Annotated in this window: 13 protein-coding genes; 8 read left to right on the forward strand and 5 right to left on the reverse strand. The window is 71.5% G+C overall.

Going from position 1 to position 16,590, the window contains the following annotated elements:
• Positions 1–72 precede the first annotated feature (72 nt).
• A complete protein-coding gene (locus ACFO6Q_RS04770) occupies positions 73–369 on the forward strand; it encodes a DUF3606 domain-containing protein (RefSeq protein WP_380019406.1) in 297 nt (98 codons plus the stop codon).
• A 101-nt stretch (positions 370–470) separates the two neighbouring features.
• The gene (locus tag ACFO6Q_RS04775; RefSeq protein ID WP_380019407.1) at positions 471–2,189 is read left to right on the forward strand and encodes an alkaline phosphatase; all 1,719 of its coding nucleotides are present in this window, start codon (positions 471–473) and stop codon (positions 2,187–2,189) included.
• Between the two features lie 141 nt (positions 2,190–2,330).
• Here the strand turns inward: ACFO6Q_RS04775 and ACFO6Q_RS04780 are convergent, their stop codons facing one another.
• From ACFO6Q_RS04780 to ACFO6Q_RS04795, 4 genes are all read right to left on the reverse strand, one after another.
• Entirely contained in the window at positions 2,331–3,422 is a 1,092-nt protein-coding gene (locus ACFO6Q_RS04780) for a hypothetical protein (protein WP_380019408.1), read from the reverse strand.
• A gap of 117 nt (positions 3,423–3,539) precedes the next feature.
• Entirely contained in the window at positions 3,540–5,885 is a 2,346-nt protein-coding gene (locus ACFO6Q_RS04785; protein ID WP_380019409.1) for a winged helix-turn-helix domain-containing protein, read from the reverse strand.
• Between the two features lie 11 nt (positions 5,886–5,896).
• Positions 5,897–6,493, reverse strand: a complete 597-nt coding sequence (locus ACFO6Q_RS04790) for a class I SAM-dependent DNA methyltransferase (protein WP_380019410.1) — start codon at positions 6,491–6,493, stop codon at positions 5,897–5,899.
• A 42-nt stretch (positions 6,494–6,535) separates the two neighbouring features.
• Positions 6,536–7,633, reverse strand: a complete 1,098-nt coding sequence (locus tag ACFO6Q_RS04795; protein ID WP_380019411.1) for a substrate-binding domain-containing protein — start codon at positions 7,631–7,633, stop codon at positions 6,536–6,538.
• Between the two features lie 182 nt (positions 7,634–7,815).
• Here ACFO6Q_RS04795 and ACFO6Q_RS04800 point away from each other — a divergent pair, with 182 nt between their 5' ends.
• The 5 genes from ACFO6Q_RS04800 to ACFO6Q_RS04820 are packed head-to-tail and all read left to right on the forward strand — an operon-like array spanning position 7,816 to position 14,034.
• Positions 7,816–8,340 carry a formate dehydrogenase subunit gamma gene (locus tag ACFO6Q_RS04800; RefSeq protein WP_380019412.1) on the forward strand — a complete coding sequence of 175 codons (525 nt, stop codon included), beginning with the start codon at positions 7,816–7,818 and terminating at the stop codon, positions 8,338–8,340.
• Positions 8,337–9,950: a formate dehydrogenase beta subunit gene (locus ACFO6Q_RS04805; RefSeq protein WP_380019413.1), complete on the forward strand. Its 1,614-nt coding sequence runs from the start codon at positions 8,337–8,339 to the stop codon at positions 9,948–9,950. The genes ACFO6Q_RS04800 and ACFO6Q_RS04805 overlap by 4 nt, the downstream gene beginning before the upstream one ends.
• A gap of 43 nt (positions 9,951–9,993) precedes the next feature.
• A complete protein-coding gene (gene fdhF, locus ACFO6Q_RS04810; protein WP_380019414.1) occupies positions 9,994–12,948 on the forward strand; it encodes a formate dehydrogenase subunit alpha in 2,955 nt (984 codons plus the stop codon).
• Between the two features lies 1 nt (position 12,949).
• Complete coding sequence (gene fdhD, locus ACFO6Q_RS04815) at positions 12,950–13,801, forward strand: formate dehydrogenase accessory sulfurtransferase FdhD (protein ID WP_380019415.1); 852 nt, start codon at positions 12,950–12,952, stop codon at positions 13,799–13,801.
• Complete coding sequence (locus tag ACFO6Q_RS04820) at positions 13,798–14,034, forward strand: formate dehydrogenase subunit delta (protein WP_380019416.1); 237 nt, start codon at positions 13,798–13,800, stop codon at positions 14,032–14,034. Before fdhD ends, ACFO6Q_RS04820 begins: the two co-directional genes overlap by 4 nt.
• Positions 14,035–14,043: 9 nt before the next feature.
• Here ACFO6Q_RS04820 and ACFO6Q_RS04825 read toward each other — a convergent pair whose 3' ends face one another.
• The gene (locus ACFO6Q_RS04825) at positions 14,044–14,940 is read right to left on the reverse strand and encodes a CE1 family esterase (RefSeq protein ID WP_380019417.1); all 897 of its coding nucleotides are present in this window, start codon (positions 14,938–14,940) and stop codon (positions 14,044–14,046) included.
• A gap of 234 nt (positions 14,941–15,174) precedes the next feature.
• Here ACFO6Q_RS04825 and ACFO6Q_RS04830 point away from each other — a divergent pair, with 234 nt between their 5' ends.
• The gene (locus ACFO6Q_RS04830) at positions 15,175–16,509 is read left to right on the forward strand and encodes an OmpP1/FadL family transporter (RefSeq protein WP_380019419.1); all 1,335 of its coding nucleotides are present in this window, start codon (positions 15,175–15,177) and stop codon (positions 16,507–16,509) included.
• Positions 16,510–16,590: the final 81 nt, after the last annotated feature.

Consider the following 16,590-nt stretch of genomic DNA (forward strand, 5'->3'; position numbering starts at 1 on the left):
GCGCTGGCGAAACGGAAATCATCCAGCCAAATCGCGGACGCGATGCGGCGCATTGCAGGCGGAAGGTGTTCCATGACGCGTTTGAACAAGCCTCAACTCGTCAGTGAGCGACAAATCACGGCAGTTTTTTCTACCGGGCCCCGCGCCCCGTCCGGCGACGGCGGATGCGCGGCGGTGTGCGACACGGCCCGCGTCGACGTCGAGAACTGGCATTCGCGACGCTACTGGTCCGAGCGCCTGGGGCTGAGCGAGTCCCAACTGGTGCGGGCCGTGCGCGCGGCCGGTCCGGTGGTGGTGCAGATCGAGCGGCATCTGGCGGAACGGCGCGAACGGCGGGCGCGCCGCCGGCGCGAAACTGCCGGCGCCTGAGCGCGTCGCGACAGGGCGGCCGGCGGCAGACGAGGCCGCCGTTGTAGGCAAGCGGTAACCGAATTCCCGATACTGCACGGATCGAATTCGGAGTCTCCGCCATGCGCCGTGCGTTCCCGTCCGTCCTTTCCGCCAGCGTGCTGGCCTGCCTCGGCCTCGCCGCCTGTGCGACGTCCGGCCCGGCCACTCCGCCGCCGGCGCCGCTCGCCGCGATCGTTCCGCCGCCGGCGGTGCAGCCGCGCGAGGAGACGCCCGCGCACTGGTTCCGTGCCGGCGCCGCCGCCGCGCATGCGAACGCGCCGGGACCTGCGCACGCGAAGAACGTCATCGTCTTCCTCGGCGACGGCATGAGCATCCCGACCATCACCGCCGCGCGCATCCTCGACGGCCAGCGCAAGGGCGGCAGCGGCGAGGAGAACCGGCTCAGCTTCGAGAATTTCCCGGCCAGCGCGCTCTCCAAGACCTACGAGACCGACCAGCAGACGCCCGACTCGGCCGGCACCATGACCGCCATCATGACCGGCGTGAAGACGCGCGCCGGCTACATCGGCATCGACCAGGTGCCCAACCGCGGCGACTGCGCCGCGAGCAAGGGGCACGAGCTGGTCAGCGCGCTGGAGCTGGCGGCGCTGGCCGGCCAGGCGACCGGCGTGGTCACCACCACGCGCATCACCCACGCCACGCCGGCGGCCACCTACGGCCACCTGCCGGACCGCGACTGGGAAGTCGACGTCGAGATGCCCGAGCGCGAACGCGCGGCCGGCTGCGCCGACTTCGCGCGCCAGCTGGTCGAGTTCCCGCTCGGCGGCGGCGTCACCGTCGCGCTCGGCGGCGGCCGCACCGAATTCATGCCGGCCACGCAGCGCGATCCGGAATACGACGGCCTGCCGGGCAAGCGCCTGGACGGACGCGACCTGATCGCCGAGTGGAAGAAGAAGTCCGGTTCCGCCTACGTGTGGAACGCGCAGCAGCTCTCCGCGATCGATCCGGCCAAGACGCGGCACCTGCTCGGCCTGTTCGAACCCGAGCATCTGAAGTACGAGATCGAGCGCGCCACCGATCCGGCCGGCGAGCCGAACCTGGCCGACATGACGCGCGCCGCGCTGTCGGTGCTGCAGAAGAATCCGAAGGGCTATTTCCTGATGGTCGAGGGCGGCCGCATCGATCACGCCCATCACGCCGGCAACGCGCATCGCGCGCTGACCGAGACGATCGAGTTCGCCCGCGCGGTCGCCGTCGCCAACGAGCTGACCTCGGCGGACGACACGCTGATCCTGGTCACCGCCGACCACGCGCACACGCTCAACATCGTCGGCTATCCGGCGCGCGGCAACCCGATCCTCGGCAAGGTGCGCGGCTCCAGCGGCGAAGGCGCGCCGAGCAAGGAGCTGGCGCGCGACGCCATCGGCCTGCCGTACGCCACGCTCAGCTACGCCAACGGCCCCGGCTATGCCGGCGCCAGCGACTCCCAGCCCGAGGGCGCCAAGCGCTACCCGCACCGGGCCAGCGGCTACCAGGCCGCGCGCGACGGCCGCCCGAACCTGACCGACGTGGACACCGAAAGCCCCGACTACGAGCAGGAGGCGCTGGTGCCGCTGTCGTCGGAGACGCACGGCGGCGACGACGTGGCCGTCTACGCGCGCGGCCCCGGCGCGGGCGCGGTGCGCGGCTCGATGGAGCAGAACGCGCTGTTCCACGTGCTGGCGCAGAGTTCCGACGCGCTGCGCGAACAGCTGTGCCGGCTCGGCGCCTGCGACCGCGACGGCGTGCCGGTCGAGCAGCCGACGCGCGCGCAGCTGCTGCAGGCGAGTAAGAAGTGACGGCCAAAGCCTGATTTCTCGCAGAGACGCAGAGGACGCAGAGAAGAGAAAAGGACACTTTAAAAAGCTTTTCTCCGCGCCCTCTGCGTCTCTGCGAGAGCCGTTCTTCCCGGTAAACCGAAAGACGCCCGGCGCTGAAACTCAGCCGTCGAAGCCGTCGGCGAAGATTGCGTCGCCCGCGAGCGGCGTGGCGATGAAGCTGCCGACCTGGAAGTCGCCGACGCGGCCGAGGCCGACGATCACGCCGCGGTCGTTGATCGCGGCCGCCTTGAGCAGGTACGGATAGCCCGCGTCGCCGTCGCTCTGCTGCAGCAGGTCGTAGGCGACGCCGTCGGCGTAGACGAACGCCTTGAAGCTCAGCGTGGCGAAGTCCTGCGCGCGGCCGACGATGGTGCCGGCGGCGTTGATGCCGAAGGCGGCGCCGGTGCTCAGGCCGAGCAGGGCGCCGGGAATCGCGCTGGCGGTGCCGTCGCGGAAGGTCACCGGCACCGAGTTGCCGCTGCCGTCCACGTCCATCTCGCCGACGGCGGTGCCGTCCTCGTCGAGGTTGTGGGCCATGCTGGCGACGTCGTCGACGCCGGCGGCGATCGGCACGATGCCGGCGGCGCCGAACTGGCCGGTGGTCGCGTGCGTCGCGGCGAAGATCGCGTTCCAGCCGCCGACGATGGTGCCGGCGTTGTTGATCGCCGACCAGTACGCCTGCGAATCCGGGCCGTTCGGCGGCACGCCGTCGTCGACCAGGCCGCCGGCTTGGGTCCAGCTGAACGCCCGGAACGCGCCGTCCACGGAAGCCAGGCCGACGACCACGCCGTTGTCGTTGATGTCGGCGGGATTGAGCTTGTGCGACTGGTCGTCTCCGATGACGAGGTAGTCCTGCGGCGCGGCCGCGTTCCAGACCAGCGCGGTGGTCTGCGCGCCGTCGTCGGTGATCGTGCTGGCGTAGCCGACGATCTGGCCCGAGTCGTTGATCGCGGTGGCCATCGCCTCGTCGCGGCCGGCCGGGCGCGGCAGGGTGACCACCTTCGCGCCGTCGAACAGGAAAGCCTGGTTGTAACCCTCGTCCGAGACGTAGTAGCCGACCGCCTGACCCGCCTCGTTGACGGCGTTGACGTAGACCCCGGTGGCGCCCGGGACTTCGATCGGCGTCAGGTGGTAGCGCGGCGCCTCGCCGGCGTGCGCGGCCAGCGCCGGCAGGCAGAGCAGGGCGGACAGGGCCAGGGCGGAACGGGACATGGACGGCACTCCGGGAACGGCGTCGCGGCGGACGGGAGCGGGCAGCCTGCGTCGGGCGTGTTGCCGGCGCATTCCGATCGCGCTCGGATCACGCTCGGATCGCATTCGCCGCGCCGCTCAGGGCGGCGGAACGCCGAGCGCGCGCGGAATGACGCGCTCGCCGGCGAGGCGCCGCGCGGTCTCGAACGCGGCCGCCCAGGCTTCGCGCCGGCCCTGTGCATGTGCGACCGCCAGCTGCACCCGCGCCGCGTCGTAGTCGACCGGCGCCCACAGCGCGACCTGGTTGGAGATCACCGCGGCGTCGTCGACGCGGCCCTGGGCGAGCAGGAAGTCGACGTAGTCCTGCGCCACGCGCAGGATCGTCAGCGCCACGCCCTGCGCCTGCGCGAGCGCGAAGGCCTCGCCGAATCCGCGCGCCGCCGCGTCGCTGCGCTCCGCGGCCCAGGCGCGGTTGGCCGCGGCGGCCAGGCGCAGCGGCGTGCGCGCGTTCGGCACCGCCGCCAGACCCGAGCCGTCGTCGGCCCCGGCAGGCGCCGCGTCGCGACGGCCGAGCGCGCGCTCGATGCGCGCGCGCAGCAGCTCGACGTCGGCGCGGATCAGGTCGCTGTCGGCCGAGGCCAGCGCTCCCACCGGCACCGGTTCGAGTTCGGCCAGCGCCGCGGCACCGTCGCCGCGGCGCCACGCCAGTTCGGCGCGCAGCAGGCGGATGCGCTCGTTCTCGGCCACGTCGGCCGGGCGGCCGTCGTTGGCGGGATCGTCGAGCAGTTCGCCCGCTTCGTTGTGGCGGCCCTGCTGCAGCAGCTGCTGCGTGCGATACAGCCGCATCGACAGGCGCGAGTACGGGCTCGGCACGCGCGCGCGCTGCGCCCACGAGGCGTCCATCGCCTCCCAGGCGCGCGCGTTGTCCAGCTGCGCGCGGCGCGCCTCGAACAGCAGCTGCAGTTCGCCGATGCGCTCCTGCACCAGGCCGAGCGTCTCGAAGCGCGCGATCGCGGCGACCAGATACGGCTCGGCCTGCGCCGGGTGCGCGCGCAGCAGTTCCATCGCGCCGATGTTGCCGTCCACGCGCGCCACGCCGCCTTCGTCGCCGGCGCGGCGGAACGCGTCGCGCGCGATGCCGTAGTCGAGCAGCGCCGCCGAGTAGTCCTCCAGCGAGGTGCGGCTGACCGCGCGGCCGTTGTGCAGGCGGCCGCGCAGCTGCGGTTCGGCGGCCTCGCCGAGCGCCTGGATGCCTTCGCCGAACCAGCGGCCGGCGTCGGCGTACTCGCCCGAGCGCACCGCGACCAGGCCGCGTGCGGCGAACAGCTGCCCGCGGAACACCGCATCGCCGCCCGGCGCGGCGAGCAGTTCGTCCAGCGCGGCGCGCGCGTCGTCGAGCCGGCCGGCGCGGATGTCGACCTCGGCCAGCTGCAGGCGCAGGCGCGGCGCGTCGCGTGCCAGGCGTGCGTCGGCCAGCAGGATCGAGCGCGCCGTGTCGATCTGGTTGGCGAGCAGGGCGGCTTGCGCGCGCTGCAGGGTCTCGGCCACGGATTCGGTCTCGACCGCCGCCGCCGGCACGCGGCCGAGCGCGGCGACGAGGCGGTCGGCCGCGCCGCGCAGCGCGCCGGTCGGCGTCGCGTCCTCGTGGCTCGCCGCCGATGCGGGCCTGCCGTCGTGCGTCGCGCGCACCTGCGCGAACCAGCGCGCCTGGCGATGCTCGATCGAGCCTTCCACCCAGGTCGCCGCCGGCGCGACGCGGTGCAGGGCGGCGGCCGGGTCCTGCGTCGCGGCGCCGGATTCGTCGAGCGCGCGCAGCTGGCCGACGGTCTGTTCGCTCGGCTGCACCACCAGGCCGCCGCGGCGCAGGCGCTCGGCGATCAGATCCATGCCGCCCAGGCGCAGCCAGCTGTCCTCGCCGTCGCCCGCGGCGAGCGGCAGCACGATCACGCGCTCGGCGTCGCCCGTGGCGACCGGCGCGGCGCGTCGCGGCGAGCCGAGGATCGCCAGCGCGGCCGCCGCCGGCGCGCCGAGCGCGGCGACGGCGACGGCCGCCGCACGTGCGCGCCTTCGCGGCCGCGGCGCGGCATCCGTCCCGGGCGGCGCTGCGAGGGGCGGCGCGGAAGCGGTGTCTTCGGCGGCCGCGGCCGGCATCACCGGCGGCGCTTCCTCGGCGACGGTGGCCGCCGCCCATTGATAGCCGAAGCCGGCCACGGTGCGGATCGCCCACTGCGTCTGTCCGTCGTCGTCGAGCGCGCGCCGGCACTGCACGACGAGCTGGCCGAGCTGCACGTCCGAGGCCGCGCCGTGCCGCCACAGCGCGGCGATCAGTTCGTCGCGGCCGAGCGCGCGCTCGCGCTGCTCGATCAGCTTCAGCAGGCAGGCGAACGCGCGCGGCGGCAGCGCGATGCGTGCGCCGTCCTTGTGCAGTTCGCGGGTCGAGGCGTTGAGCGTGAAGGCGCCGAAGCGGTAGATCGAAGCGGGCATGCGGTGCGGCCCTACAGGCTCTCCAGCGCGGCCACCGAGCGCATCAGGCGCGGCGCGAGATAGGCGTGCGAGCCGCACGGCAGCAGGCCGGCCTCGACGAACGCCGCCCGGTACCAGGCCGGCGAGCGTGCGATGTAGCCGTGCGTGTCGCCGTCGACGCGATCGCGCGAGGTGAACACCTCGATGAAGGCGACGCCCTCGAGCAGGTCGGCGAAGCCGGCCAGTCCGCGGCGCACTTCCGGCGCCGGCACGTAGTGCAGCATGTCGGAGCAGACGATCAGGTCGAAGCGCGTGTCGAAGCGCAGCTCGCCGAGCTGGCCGAACGTCGCCAGGCCGATGTTGCGCGTGCGGCCGTAGCGGCGCACCGCGTACTCGCTCGAATCCAGGCCCTGATACTCGATGTCCGGGCGCAGCCGCTTCAGCGCGGCGCGCCAGGGCGCCTCGCCGCAGCCGACGTCGAGCACGTTGCGGATCGGCCGTGCGAGGTAGTACTCGGCCAGATGCACGGCCAGCGCGGCCTTGCGCGCGAGCTGCGCGCGCGAGCCGACGCGGTGGCGCTGGCTGCGGTACCACTTGTCGAAATAGGCGCGATCGTAGGGCTTGCTCATCGGAATGCGGCGGGCGGCGGACCGTGCATGGTAGGCGATCGGCTACGTGCGGCGCGCGCCGCGGGGACGCGCGCGCGCGGCCGGGAACACCTCGCGTGCCGGCTCGATGCGACCGGCGCCGGACGGATCGTAGCCGGGCAGCCGGGCGATCTTCGCGCGCAGCTCGGCGTCGCCGAGCATGGCGAGGAAGTCGCGCATGACCGGCTCGTCGAGCAGCTCGTCGCGGCAGACGAAGAAGTAGCGCTCGCTCAGCAGCGGCACGAAGCCCAGGCCGAAGCGGCGCGCCGGCACTTCCAGGCCGAACCCGACATCGGCCATGCCGCTGCCGATGTAGGCGGCGACCGCGGCATGCGTGTACTCGACGCTTTCGTAGCCCTCGATGGCGCGGCCGTCGATGCCGGCGTGCTGCAGCACGAGGTCGAACAGCAGCCGCGTGCCGGAGCCCGGCTGGCGGTTGACGAAGCGCAGGCCGCGCCGCGTCAGGTCGTCCAGGCCGCGGATGCGCCTGGGGTTGCCGGCGGCGACGATCAGGCCCTGCCGCCGCGTGGCCAGATGGATCACGCTCCAGTCGGCGCCGATGCGCTCGGCGTAGTGCGCGGCGGCGGCCGGCTCGAGCACGCCGATCGGCAGGTGCAGGCCGATCAGGTCGCACTGGCGATCGGCCAGCGCGCCGAGCACTTCGTCGGAAGTGCGGTATTTCAGGTCGAGCGGGATCTCGCGGTCGATCATCAGCTGGCGCATCGTCTCGACCGCGAAGCCGTGGCTGGCCTGCAGCCGCAGCACCGGCTGCGCCTGCGACAGCGCGCGTTCGATCTCCGCCTCGACCTCGGACGCGAGGCTGTCGAGCATCGGCGCCAGCCGCGCCGAGATGCGCTGGTCGGCCCAGGCGAGCCGTTCGCCGAGCGAGGTCAGCCGCGCGCCGCGCCCGCGCTGGCTTTCGACCAGGCTGCAGCCGAAGGCGCGTTCGCCTTCGCGCAGCAGGCCCCAGGCGTAGCGGTAGGTCAGCCCGGCCGAGCGGCAGGCCGCCGCGAGCGTGCCGCTGCGCTGGATGCCGACCAGCAGCGTGGTCAGCCGCGGCACCAGCGGCGTGCCGTCGGCGCGTCGCAGCTGCCAGTGCGTGTCGATCGCCACCTTGAACATGAGCCGAGTCCCAAAAAGGCTTTCCGGAGCCTATTGTAGACTTTCGGGCGCTGCGGCAGAGTCCTCGCAGGATCGCAAGCGACGCGCCCGAATAGGTCGGAAAAAGCCTATTGTGCCCTGCGCCGGTCCGCGCGGGAACGGCCGCCGCGGCCGTGCCCCGCGATGGCGACTCGAGGAATGACATGGCAGCCCAACCGCTACCGATGGATCCGCCGCGACGCCGCGGCGCCGATCTCGCACCGGCCGTCGCCGCCGCGGTCCGCGCCGCGCTCGATGCGCACCGCGACCGCCTCGGCGCCCTGCTGCCGATCCTGCACGGCGTGCAGGAGGCGCTCGGCTACGTGCCGCCCGAGTCGCTGGCGCTGATCGCGCACGAGCTCAACCTGACCCGCGCCGAAGTGCACGGCGTGGTCACGTTCTATCACCACTTCCGCAGCGCGCCGCCGGGCCGCCGCGTCGTGCGCATCTGCCGCGCGGAAGCCTGCCAGGCGCTCGGCGCGCGCGCGCTCGAGGCGCACGCGATGCGCACGCTCGGCATCGGCTGGCACCAGACCAGTGCCGACGGCGCGGTCACCCTGGAGCCGGTCTACTGCCTGGGCAACTGCGGCTGCGGGCCGTCGGTGCTGGTCGGCGAGGACGAGCTGCACGCGCGCGTGACGCCGGCGGCGTTCGACGCGCTGGTCGAAGCGGCGAGGACGGCCCCGTGAGCGGCGTGAAGGTCTACGTGCCGCGCGACGCCACCGCACTGGCGCTGGGTGCCGACGCGGTCGCGCGCGCGATCGTCGAGACGGCGCAGCGGCGCGGCCTCGACATCGAACTGGTGCGCAACGGATCGCGCGGGATGTTCTGGCTCGAGCCGCTGGTCGAAGTCCAGTCCGGCAATGCCGGCGCGCGCGTCGCGTACGGCCCGGTCGGCGTGCACGACGTGGCGGGCCTTTTCGAGGCCGGCGCTTTCGACGCTTCTCCTTCCGCGCAGGACGGTCGCCGCGCGCATGCGCTGCATCGGGGCGCGATCGAGGAAAGCGCCTGGTTCGCGCGGCAGCAGCGCCTGTGCTTCGCGCGCGTCGGCATCACCGATCCGCTCAGCGTCGAGGACTACGTCGCGCACGGCGGCTATCGCGGCCTGCGCAATGCGCTCGTGACGAGCGGCGCCGAAATCGTCGCGACCGTCACCGAATCCGGCCTGCGCGGCCGCGGCGGCGCGGCATTCCCGACCGGCATCAAGTGGAAGACGGTGCTGGACGCACCGTCGGGAATCGGGAATCGCGAATCGGGAATCGGACGAGCCGCCAAATACGTCGTCTGCAATGCGGACGAGGGCGACTCGGGCACGTTCTCCGACCGCATGCTGATGGAAGGCGATCCGCTGTGCCTGATCGAAGGCATGACGATCGCCGGCGTCGCCGTCGGCGCGACGCAGGGCTACATCTACCTGCGCAGCGAATACCCGCACGCGCATCGCGCGCTGCAGGCGGCGATCGCCAACGCCTACGCCGCCGGCTGGCTCGGCGCGGACGTCGGCGGCAGCGGCCGGCGCTTCGACCTGGAGGTGCGGCTCGGCGCCGGCGCCTACATCTGCGGTGAGGAAACCTCCCTGCTCGACAGCCTCGAGGGCAAGCGCGGCCAGGTGCGCTTCAAGCCGCCGCTGCCGGCGATCAAGGGCCTGTTCGGCCGGCCGACGGTGATCAACAACGTCATCTCGTTCGCCTCGGTACCGACCATCCTCGACCGCGGCGCCGCGTTCTACCGCGACTTCGGCGTCGGCCGCTCGCGCGGCACGCTGCCGATCCAGCTCGCCGGCAACCTGCGCCGTACCGGCCTGGTCGAGCGGGCCTTCGGCCTGACCCTGCGCGAGCTGCTCGAGGACTACGGCGGCGGTTCCTGGTCGGGCCGGCCGATCCGCGCGGTGCAGGTCGGCGGTCCGCTCGGCGCCTACCTGCCGGAGTCGCGGTTCGACACCGCGCTCGACTACGAGGCCTTCGCCGCGGTCGGTGCGATGCTCGGCCACGGCGGCATCGTCGCCTTCGACGACACGGTCGACATGCTCGAGCAGGCGCGCTACGCGATGGAGTTCTGCGCGGCCGAGTCCTGCGGCAAGTGCACGCCGTGCCGCATCGGCTCGACGCGCGGCGTCGAGGTGATCGACCGCATCCGCGCCGGCATCGAGCGCGACGGCAATCTGGTCGTGCTCAACGACCTGTGCGAGACGATGCGCTACGGCTCGCTGTGCGCGCTGGGCGGGCTGACGCCCGATCCGGTGGTCAGCGCGCTGCGGCATTTCCCGGAAGATTTCGAGCCGCGCGTCGGCGCGGCATAGTGCGCGCTTCTCCCGCGGGAGAAGCGGCGTTGGAGAAAGCGTCATGTTGTCGATCGTCGAACTCGATCTCGGTACGCCCAAGTCGCCGTCCGCGCAGCCGGTCGCGCTGACCATCGACGGGCGCGAAGTGACGGTGCCGGCCGGCACCTCGGTGCTGCGCGCCGCGGCCGAGGCCGGCATCCGCATCCCCAAGCTCTGCGCGACGGAGCTGCTCGACGCGTTCGGTTCGTGCCGGCTCTGCCTGGTGCAGATCGACGGCATGAAGGGCTACCCGGCCTCGTGCACGACGCCGGTCGCGCCGGGCATGAAGGTGACCACGCAGAACGCCAAGCTCGCCGACATCCGCCGCGGCGTGATGGAGCTGTACATCTCCGACCATCCGCTGGACTGTCTCACCTGCCCGGCGAACGGGCATTGCGAACTGCAGGACATGGCCGGCGCGGTCGGTCTGCGCGAGGTGCGCTACGGCTATGACGGCGCCAATCACGTGTTTCCCGTTACCAGTGCGATCGTCCTTGATCGCGAAGATCAAGAAGCGGCCGTCCATGGCCGCACTTCTCGACAAAAGCAAGCCAATCCGCTGTTCGCCGTCAAGGACGAGAGCAATCCGTACTTCACCTTCGATCCGTCCAAGTGCATCGTCTGCTCGCGCTGCGTGCGCGCCTGCGACGAGCAGCAGGGCACGCTCGCGCTGACCATCCAGGGCCGCGGCTTCGAGTCGAAGGTGTCGGCGAGCCAGAACGAAGGCTTCATGGATTCCGAGTGCGTCTCGTGCGGCGCCTGCGTGCAGGCCTGCCCGACTGCGACGCTGAGCGAGAAAACGCTGATCGCCAAGGGCCAGGCCGAGCACAGCGTCGTCACCACCTGCGCCTACTGCGGCGTCGGCTGCTCGTTCCGCGCCGAGATGAAGGGCGAGGAAGTCGTGCGCATGGTGCCGAACAAGGACGGCCACGCGAACCACGGCCATTCCTGCGTGAAGGGCCGCTTCGCGATCGGCTATGCCACGCACAAGGACCGCATCCTCAAGCCGATGATCCGCGCGAAGATCAGCGATCCGTGGCGCGAGGTTTCGTGGGAAGAGGCGATCGGCCACGCCGCGTCCGAGTTCAAGCGCATCCAGGCCCGCTACGGCCGCGATTCCATCGGCGGCATCACCTCCTCGCGCTGCACGAACGAGGAGACCTACCTCGTGCAGAAGCTGGTGCGCGCGGCGTTCGGCAACAACAACGTCGATACCTGCGCGCGCGTGTGCCATTCGCCGACCGGCTACGGACTGAAGCAGACGCTGGGCGAATCGGCCGGCACGCAGGATTTCGACTCGGTCATGCAGGCCGACGTGATCATGGTCATCGGCGCGAACCCGACCGACGGCCACCCGGTGTTCGGCTCGCAGATGAAGCGGCGCCTGCGCCAGGGCGCGCGGCTGATCGTCGTCGATCCGCGCCGCATCGACATCGTGCGCACGCCGCACGTGCGCGCCGACCATCACCTCAAGCTCAGGCCTGGCACCAACGTGGCGCTGGTGACCGCGCTGGCGCACGTGATCGTGACCGAGGGCCTGGTCGACGAGGCGTTCGTGCGCGAGCGCTGCGAGGCGGACTCGTTCGCGAAGTGGCGCGCCTTCGTCGCCGAGGGGCGGCATTCGCCCGAGGCCACCGAGAGCGTCACCGGCGTGCCGGCGGCGACGGTGCGCGCGGCCGCGCGCCTGTACGCGACCGGCGGCAACGGGGCGATCTACTACGGCCTGGGCGTGACCGAGCATTCGCAGGGCTCGACCACGGTGATGGGCATCGCCAACCTCGCCATGGCGACCGGCAACATCGGCCGCGAGGGCGTCGGCGTGAATCCGCTGCGCGGGCAGAACAACGTGCAGGGTTCGTGCGACATGGGCTCGTTCCCGCACGAGTTCCCCGGCTACCGGCACGTCTCCGACGACGCGGTGCGCGCCAGCTTCGAGCACGCCTGGGGCGTGCCGCTGCAGAACGAGCCGGGCCTGCGCATCCCGAACATGTTCGAGGCCGCGCTCGACGGCGACTTCAAGGGCCTGTACATCGAAGGCGAGGACATCGCGCAGTCCGACCCGAACACGCAGCACGTGACGGCGTCGCTGACGTCGATGGAGTGCGTCGTCGTGCAGGACCTGTTCCTCAACGAGACGGCGAAGTTCGCGCACGTGTTCCTGCCGGGATCCTCCTTCCTCGAGAAGGACGGCACCTTCACCAATGCCGAGCGGCGCATCTCGCGCGTGCGCGAGGTCATGCGGCCGCGCAATTCGGACGGAAAGCGCGGCTACGCCGACTGGGAGATCACCCAGCTGCTGTCGAACGCGATGGGCTATCGGATGGACTACGCGCATCCTTCGGAGATCATGGACGAGATCGCGCGACTGACGCCGACCTTCCACGGCGTCAGCTTCGAGCGCATCGACCGGCTCGGCAGCATCCAGTGGCCGTGCAACGAGGCGGCGCCCGACGGCACGCCGACCATGCACGTGCACGAGTTCGTGCGCGGCAAGGGCCGCTTCATGCTGACCGAATACGTGCCGACCGCGGAGAAGGTCAACGCGAAATTCCCGCTGATCCTGACCACCGGCCGCATCCTCAGCCAGTACAACGTCGGCGCGCAGACGCGGCGCACCGAGAACAGCCGCTGGCACAGCGAGGACCGCCTGGAGATCCACCCGCAGGACGCCGAGGACCGCGGCGTCGCCGAGGGCGACTGGGTCGGCATCGAGAGCCGCGCGGGCCAGACGGTGCTGCGTGCGACGATCAGCGAGCGCATGCAGCCGGGCGTGGTCTACACCACGTTCCATTTCCCGTTCTCCGGTGCCAACGTGATCACCACCGACAATTCCGACTGGGCGACCAACTGCCCCGAGTACAAGGTGACCGCCGTGCAGATCACGCGCGTGACGCAGCCGTCGGACTGGCAGCAGCGCTACCGCGCGTTCAGCGAGCGGCAGCAGGCGCTGCTGCAGGACGCCGTGGCGGTGAAGTGAGATGTCCGCGCAGCCCGCGAGCCCGACAGTCGATCCGCTCCCGCGCGGCGCCGTCGCGCGTGACGTCGAGCGCCACCGCGGCGACGGCGTCGAGCGACTGCGCGACGCGATCGCCGAGGAAGTGCCCGTGGCGCTGCTCTACAACGAACGGCCGCACGTCGTGATGATGGCGACGCCGCGCGATCTGGAGGACTTCGCCCTCGGCTTCTCGCTGAGCGAGGCGGTGATCGCCGAGGCGTGCGAGCTGGAAGCGGTCGAGGAGCGCACGCTGCTGGAAGGCATCGAGCTGCGCCTGCGCGTGCCGGCGCCACGCGCCGACGCGCTGGAGGCACGACGGCGCAACCTGACCGGCCGCACCAGCTGCGGCCTGTGCGGCGCGCAGGCGCTCGAGGACGCGGTGCGCCAGCCGGCACCGGTGAGCGGCGGCCCGGCCATCGACGCGGCGATCCTGCGCCGCGCGCTGGCGGACCTGCACGAGCGCCAGCCGCTGAACGTGGCGACCGGCGCCACGCATGCGGCCGCCTGGGTGCGCGAGGACGGCGCGATCGCGCTGCTGCGCGAGGACGTCGGCCGCCACAACGCGCTGGACAAGCTGATCGGTGCGATGGCGCGCAGCGGCGAGGACGCGCAGCGCGGATTCCTCGTCGTCACCAGCCGCGCCAGCTACGAGATGGTGCAGAAGGCGGCGACCTTCGGCATCGCGCTGGTCGTGGCGATCTCGGCGCCGACCGCGCTGGCGATCCAGCTGGCCGAGCAGACCGGCGTCACCCTGATCGGCTTCGCGCGGCGCGACAGCCACGTCGTCTACACGCAGCCGCAGCGCTTCCTCGCGCGGCCGGAGCCGGTCGCATGAGCCGCAACGAACACCTGGTGAAGATGGCCAACGACATCGCCGACTACTTCGCCTCGGAGCCCGACCGCGTCGCCGCGACCAGCGGCATCGCCGCGCACATGCGCCGCTTCTGGGAGCCGCGCATGCGCCGGCGCATCGCCGCCCATCTGGATTCCGGCGGCGAGGGACTCAGCGAGCTGGCGCGTGCCGGGGTGCGCGAACTGGCGTCGATGGAAAGCGCCGTGGCGTCCTGAGGCGCGCGCTCAGGGCCCGAGCGCGAAGCCGCACAGGTGGTTCCAGATCTGCCCCAGGTGCGCTGCGGTGTAGGTGTGGCCGCCGGCGAACGAGGTGTAGAACAGCGTCTGTCCGGACACCCAGCCCTGGTTCTGGAAGCGCGCCGGATCGCCGGCCGCGGTGTACGGCGGCGACGCCAGCGGGTCGCTCGTGCCGAGGTGGATGTCGACCGGAATCTTCGGCTGCGCGCCGGACAGCAGCGCCGCGCAGGTCGGCGGGAACGAGCCGTTGTCGGTGCAGGCGTACTGCTCCAGCGAACCGGCGCTGACGCCGTAGGCGGCGAAGAAATCGGTGTTGTTCAACGCGAGCGCGTGGCCGAAATGCGCGCCGGCGGAGAAGCCCCACAGATAGATGCGGCTGCGTTCGACGTTGTAGCTGGCGAACGCGTCGTCGAGCGCGGCGGAAATCTCGGCGCCGTCGCCGCTGGCGCCCCAGCCGCCCTGGGTCGAGGTGCCGACCGGCGCGAGCACGATGAAGCCGCCGCTGTCGGCCCAGGCCGACCAGTCGCTGCGCACCTGCTGCGCGGCGGTGGCCGTCGCTGCGGGCGAGGTCGAGCCGCGCAGCGCCAGCAGCAGCGGCCATGAGCGCGTCGGCGTGTAGTCGGGCGGCAGATGCAGGTAGTAGCTGCGGTTGCCGAAGCCGGCGACGGCGATCGTGCGCGTGACGTTGCCGGGGAACGGTCCGCCGCTGCCGTTGGACGGATCGTGCGGTATCGCCACGCCCTCGAAGCCGTCGCCGAAGATGCGGTCCGTGCCCGAGCCGGAGCACTCGCCGGGCGGCAGGCGCACGGTGCTGGCGGCGCCGGCGGAAGCGGCGAGAGCGAAAGCCAGGACGGGGCAGAACAGGAAGCGGAGGGGCAGGCGCATCCGCACGATGATGGCGTCGGCCGGGTTAGCCGCGGGTTAGAGCGTGGTTAGCCGCGGCACCGGCGGCCTCGCCCGTACGCCGCGGTAGGGTTTGCCGGCCCCGCGGGGTGGCGCCAGCCCGCGGTGCCATGCGAATTGCGGCAGCGCACGATGATGGATCGTCGAATTTGCGGCTAAGATCGCCGCTGATTTGTTATAAACCCGCAAAAAAGCCGTTCGGAGAAGGAGTGTCCCATGCAGCGTAACCCCCGTCGTCCTCGGCTCGCACCGGCGCTCGCCACGCTGCCTCTGGCGTTGGCTGCGGCCCTGGCGGGGCAGGAGGCGCAGGCCAGCGCGTTCCAGCTCAAGGAAAACAGCGTGCAGGGACTGGGTCGGGCGTTCGCCGGCGAGACGTCCGCGCCGGGCGACTGCGCCGTCGTCGTCAACAATCCGGCGGCGATGAGCGAACTCGGTGACGGCAACTGCGCCCAGGCCGACTTCAACATCATCAACTTCGAGACCAAGTTCAAGGGCGGCGGCAGCGATTTCCTCGGCCGACCGCTGACCGGCAGCAACGGCGGCGACGGCGGCGTGACCAAGCCGGTGCCGGCCACCTTCTTCACGCACCGCGTCAACCAGGACTGGGTCGTCGGTGCGGCGATCTACGCGCCGTTCGGCTTCGAGACGCAGTACAACGACACCTGGGTCGGCCGCTACGAAGCGCTGAAGTCCAAGCTGCAGTCGATCGACCTGACCTTCTCGGCCTCGTACAAGATCAGCGACAGCTTCTCGGTCGGCGCCAGCTTCATCGTGCAGAACACCGCCGCCGAGCTGACCCAGGCGATCGACTTCGGCACGATCCTCGCGACGCCGACCGGCGGCGCGCTGCTGCCGCAGGAAGCCGACGGCTTCGGCAGCCTCAAGGGCAACGACTGGGGCTTCGGCTGGGGCCTGGGCGCGTTGTGGAAGCCGACCGACGCCGACCGCATCGGCATCAACTTCCATTCGCAGATCGACCACACCATCGACGGCGACGGCAAGTTCAAGGTGCCGGTGAACCTGCGGCCGCTGCTGGGCAACACCTTCGTCAACAGCGGCGGCAAGGCCGGCTTCGACACGCCGTGGTTCGTCAACGCGAGCTGGTGGCACACCGTCAACGAGCGCCTCAGCCTCGGCGTCAATCTCGGCTTCACGCACTGGTCGAGCTTCAAGGAGCTGGTCGTCGACTACGACAATCCCGCGCAGCCGAACTCGGTGTCCGAGTTCAAGTGGGAGGATTCCTGGTTCTACTCGATCGGCGGCGACTACCGCTTGAACGATCGCTGGACCCTGCGCGCCGGCGTCGCCTTCGACGAGACGCCGACGGTGGACGCGACGCGCACGCCGCGCGTGCCCGACGGCGACCGCACCTGGGGTTCGATCGGCGTCGGCTACCAGGTCAACGAACAGCTGAAGATCGACGCGGCCTTCCTGCACATCTGGGTCGACGATGGTGCGGTCGACCACCAGGCGGCCACCTTCAGCACGCTGAAGGGCAAGTTCACCAGCAAGGGCAACGTGCTCAGCGTGTCGGGCCAGTACAGGTTCTGACGCAACCGGTTTGGGGAGACGTGGCGGGCGCCTTCGGGCGCCCGCTGCCTTTTCGGCAGCCGCGATCGTGTGCGATCGCGG

The organism is Dokdonella ginsengisoli (assembly GCF_042652785.1).
In the GTDB taxonomy this organism is placed as follows: Bacteria; Pseudomonadota; Gammaproteobacteria; order Xanthomonadales; family Rhodanobacteraceae; genus Dokdonella_A; species Dokdonella_A ginsengisoli.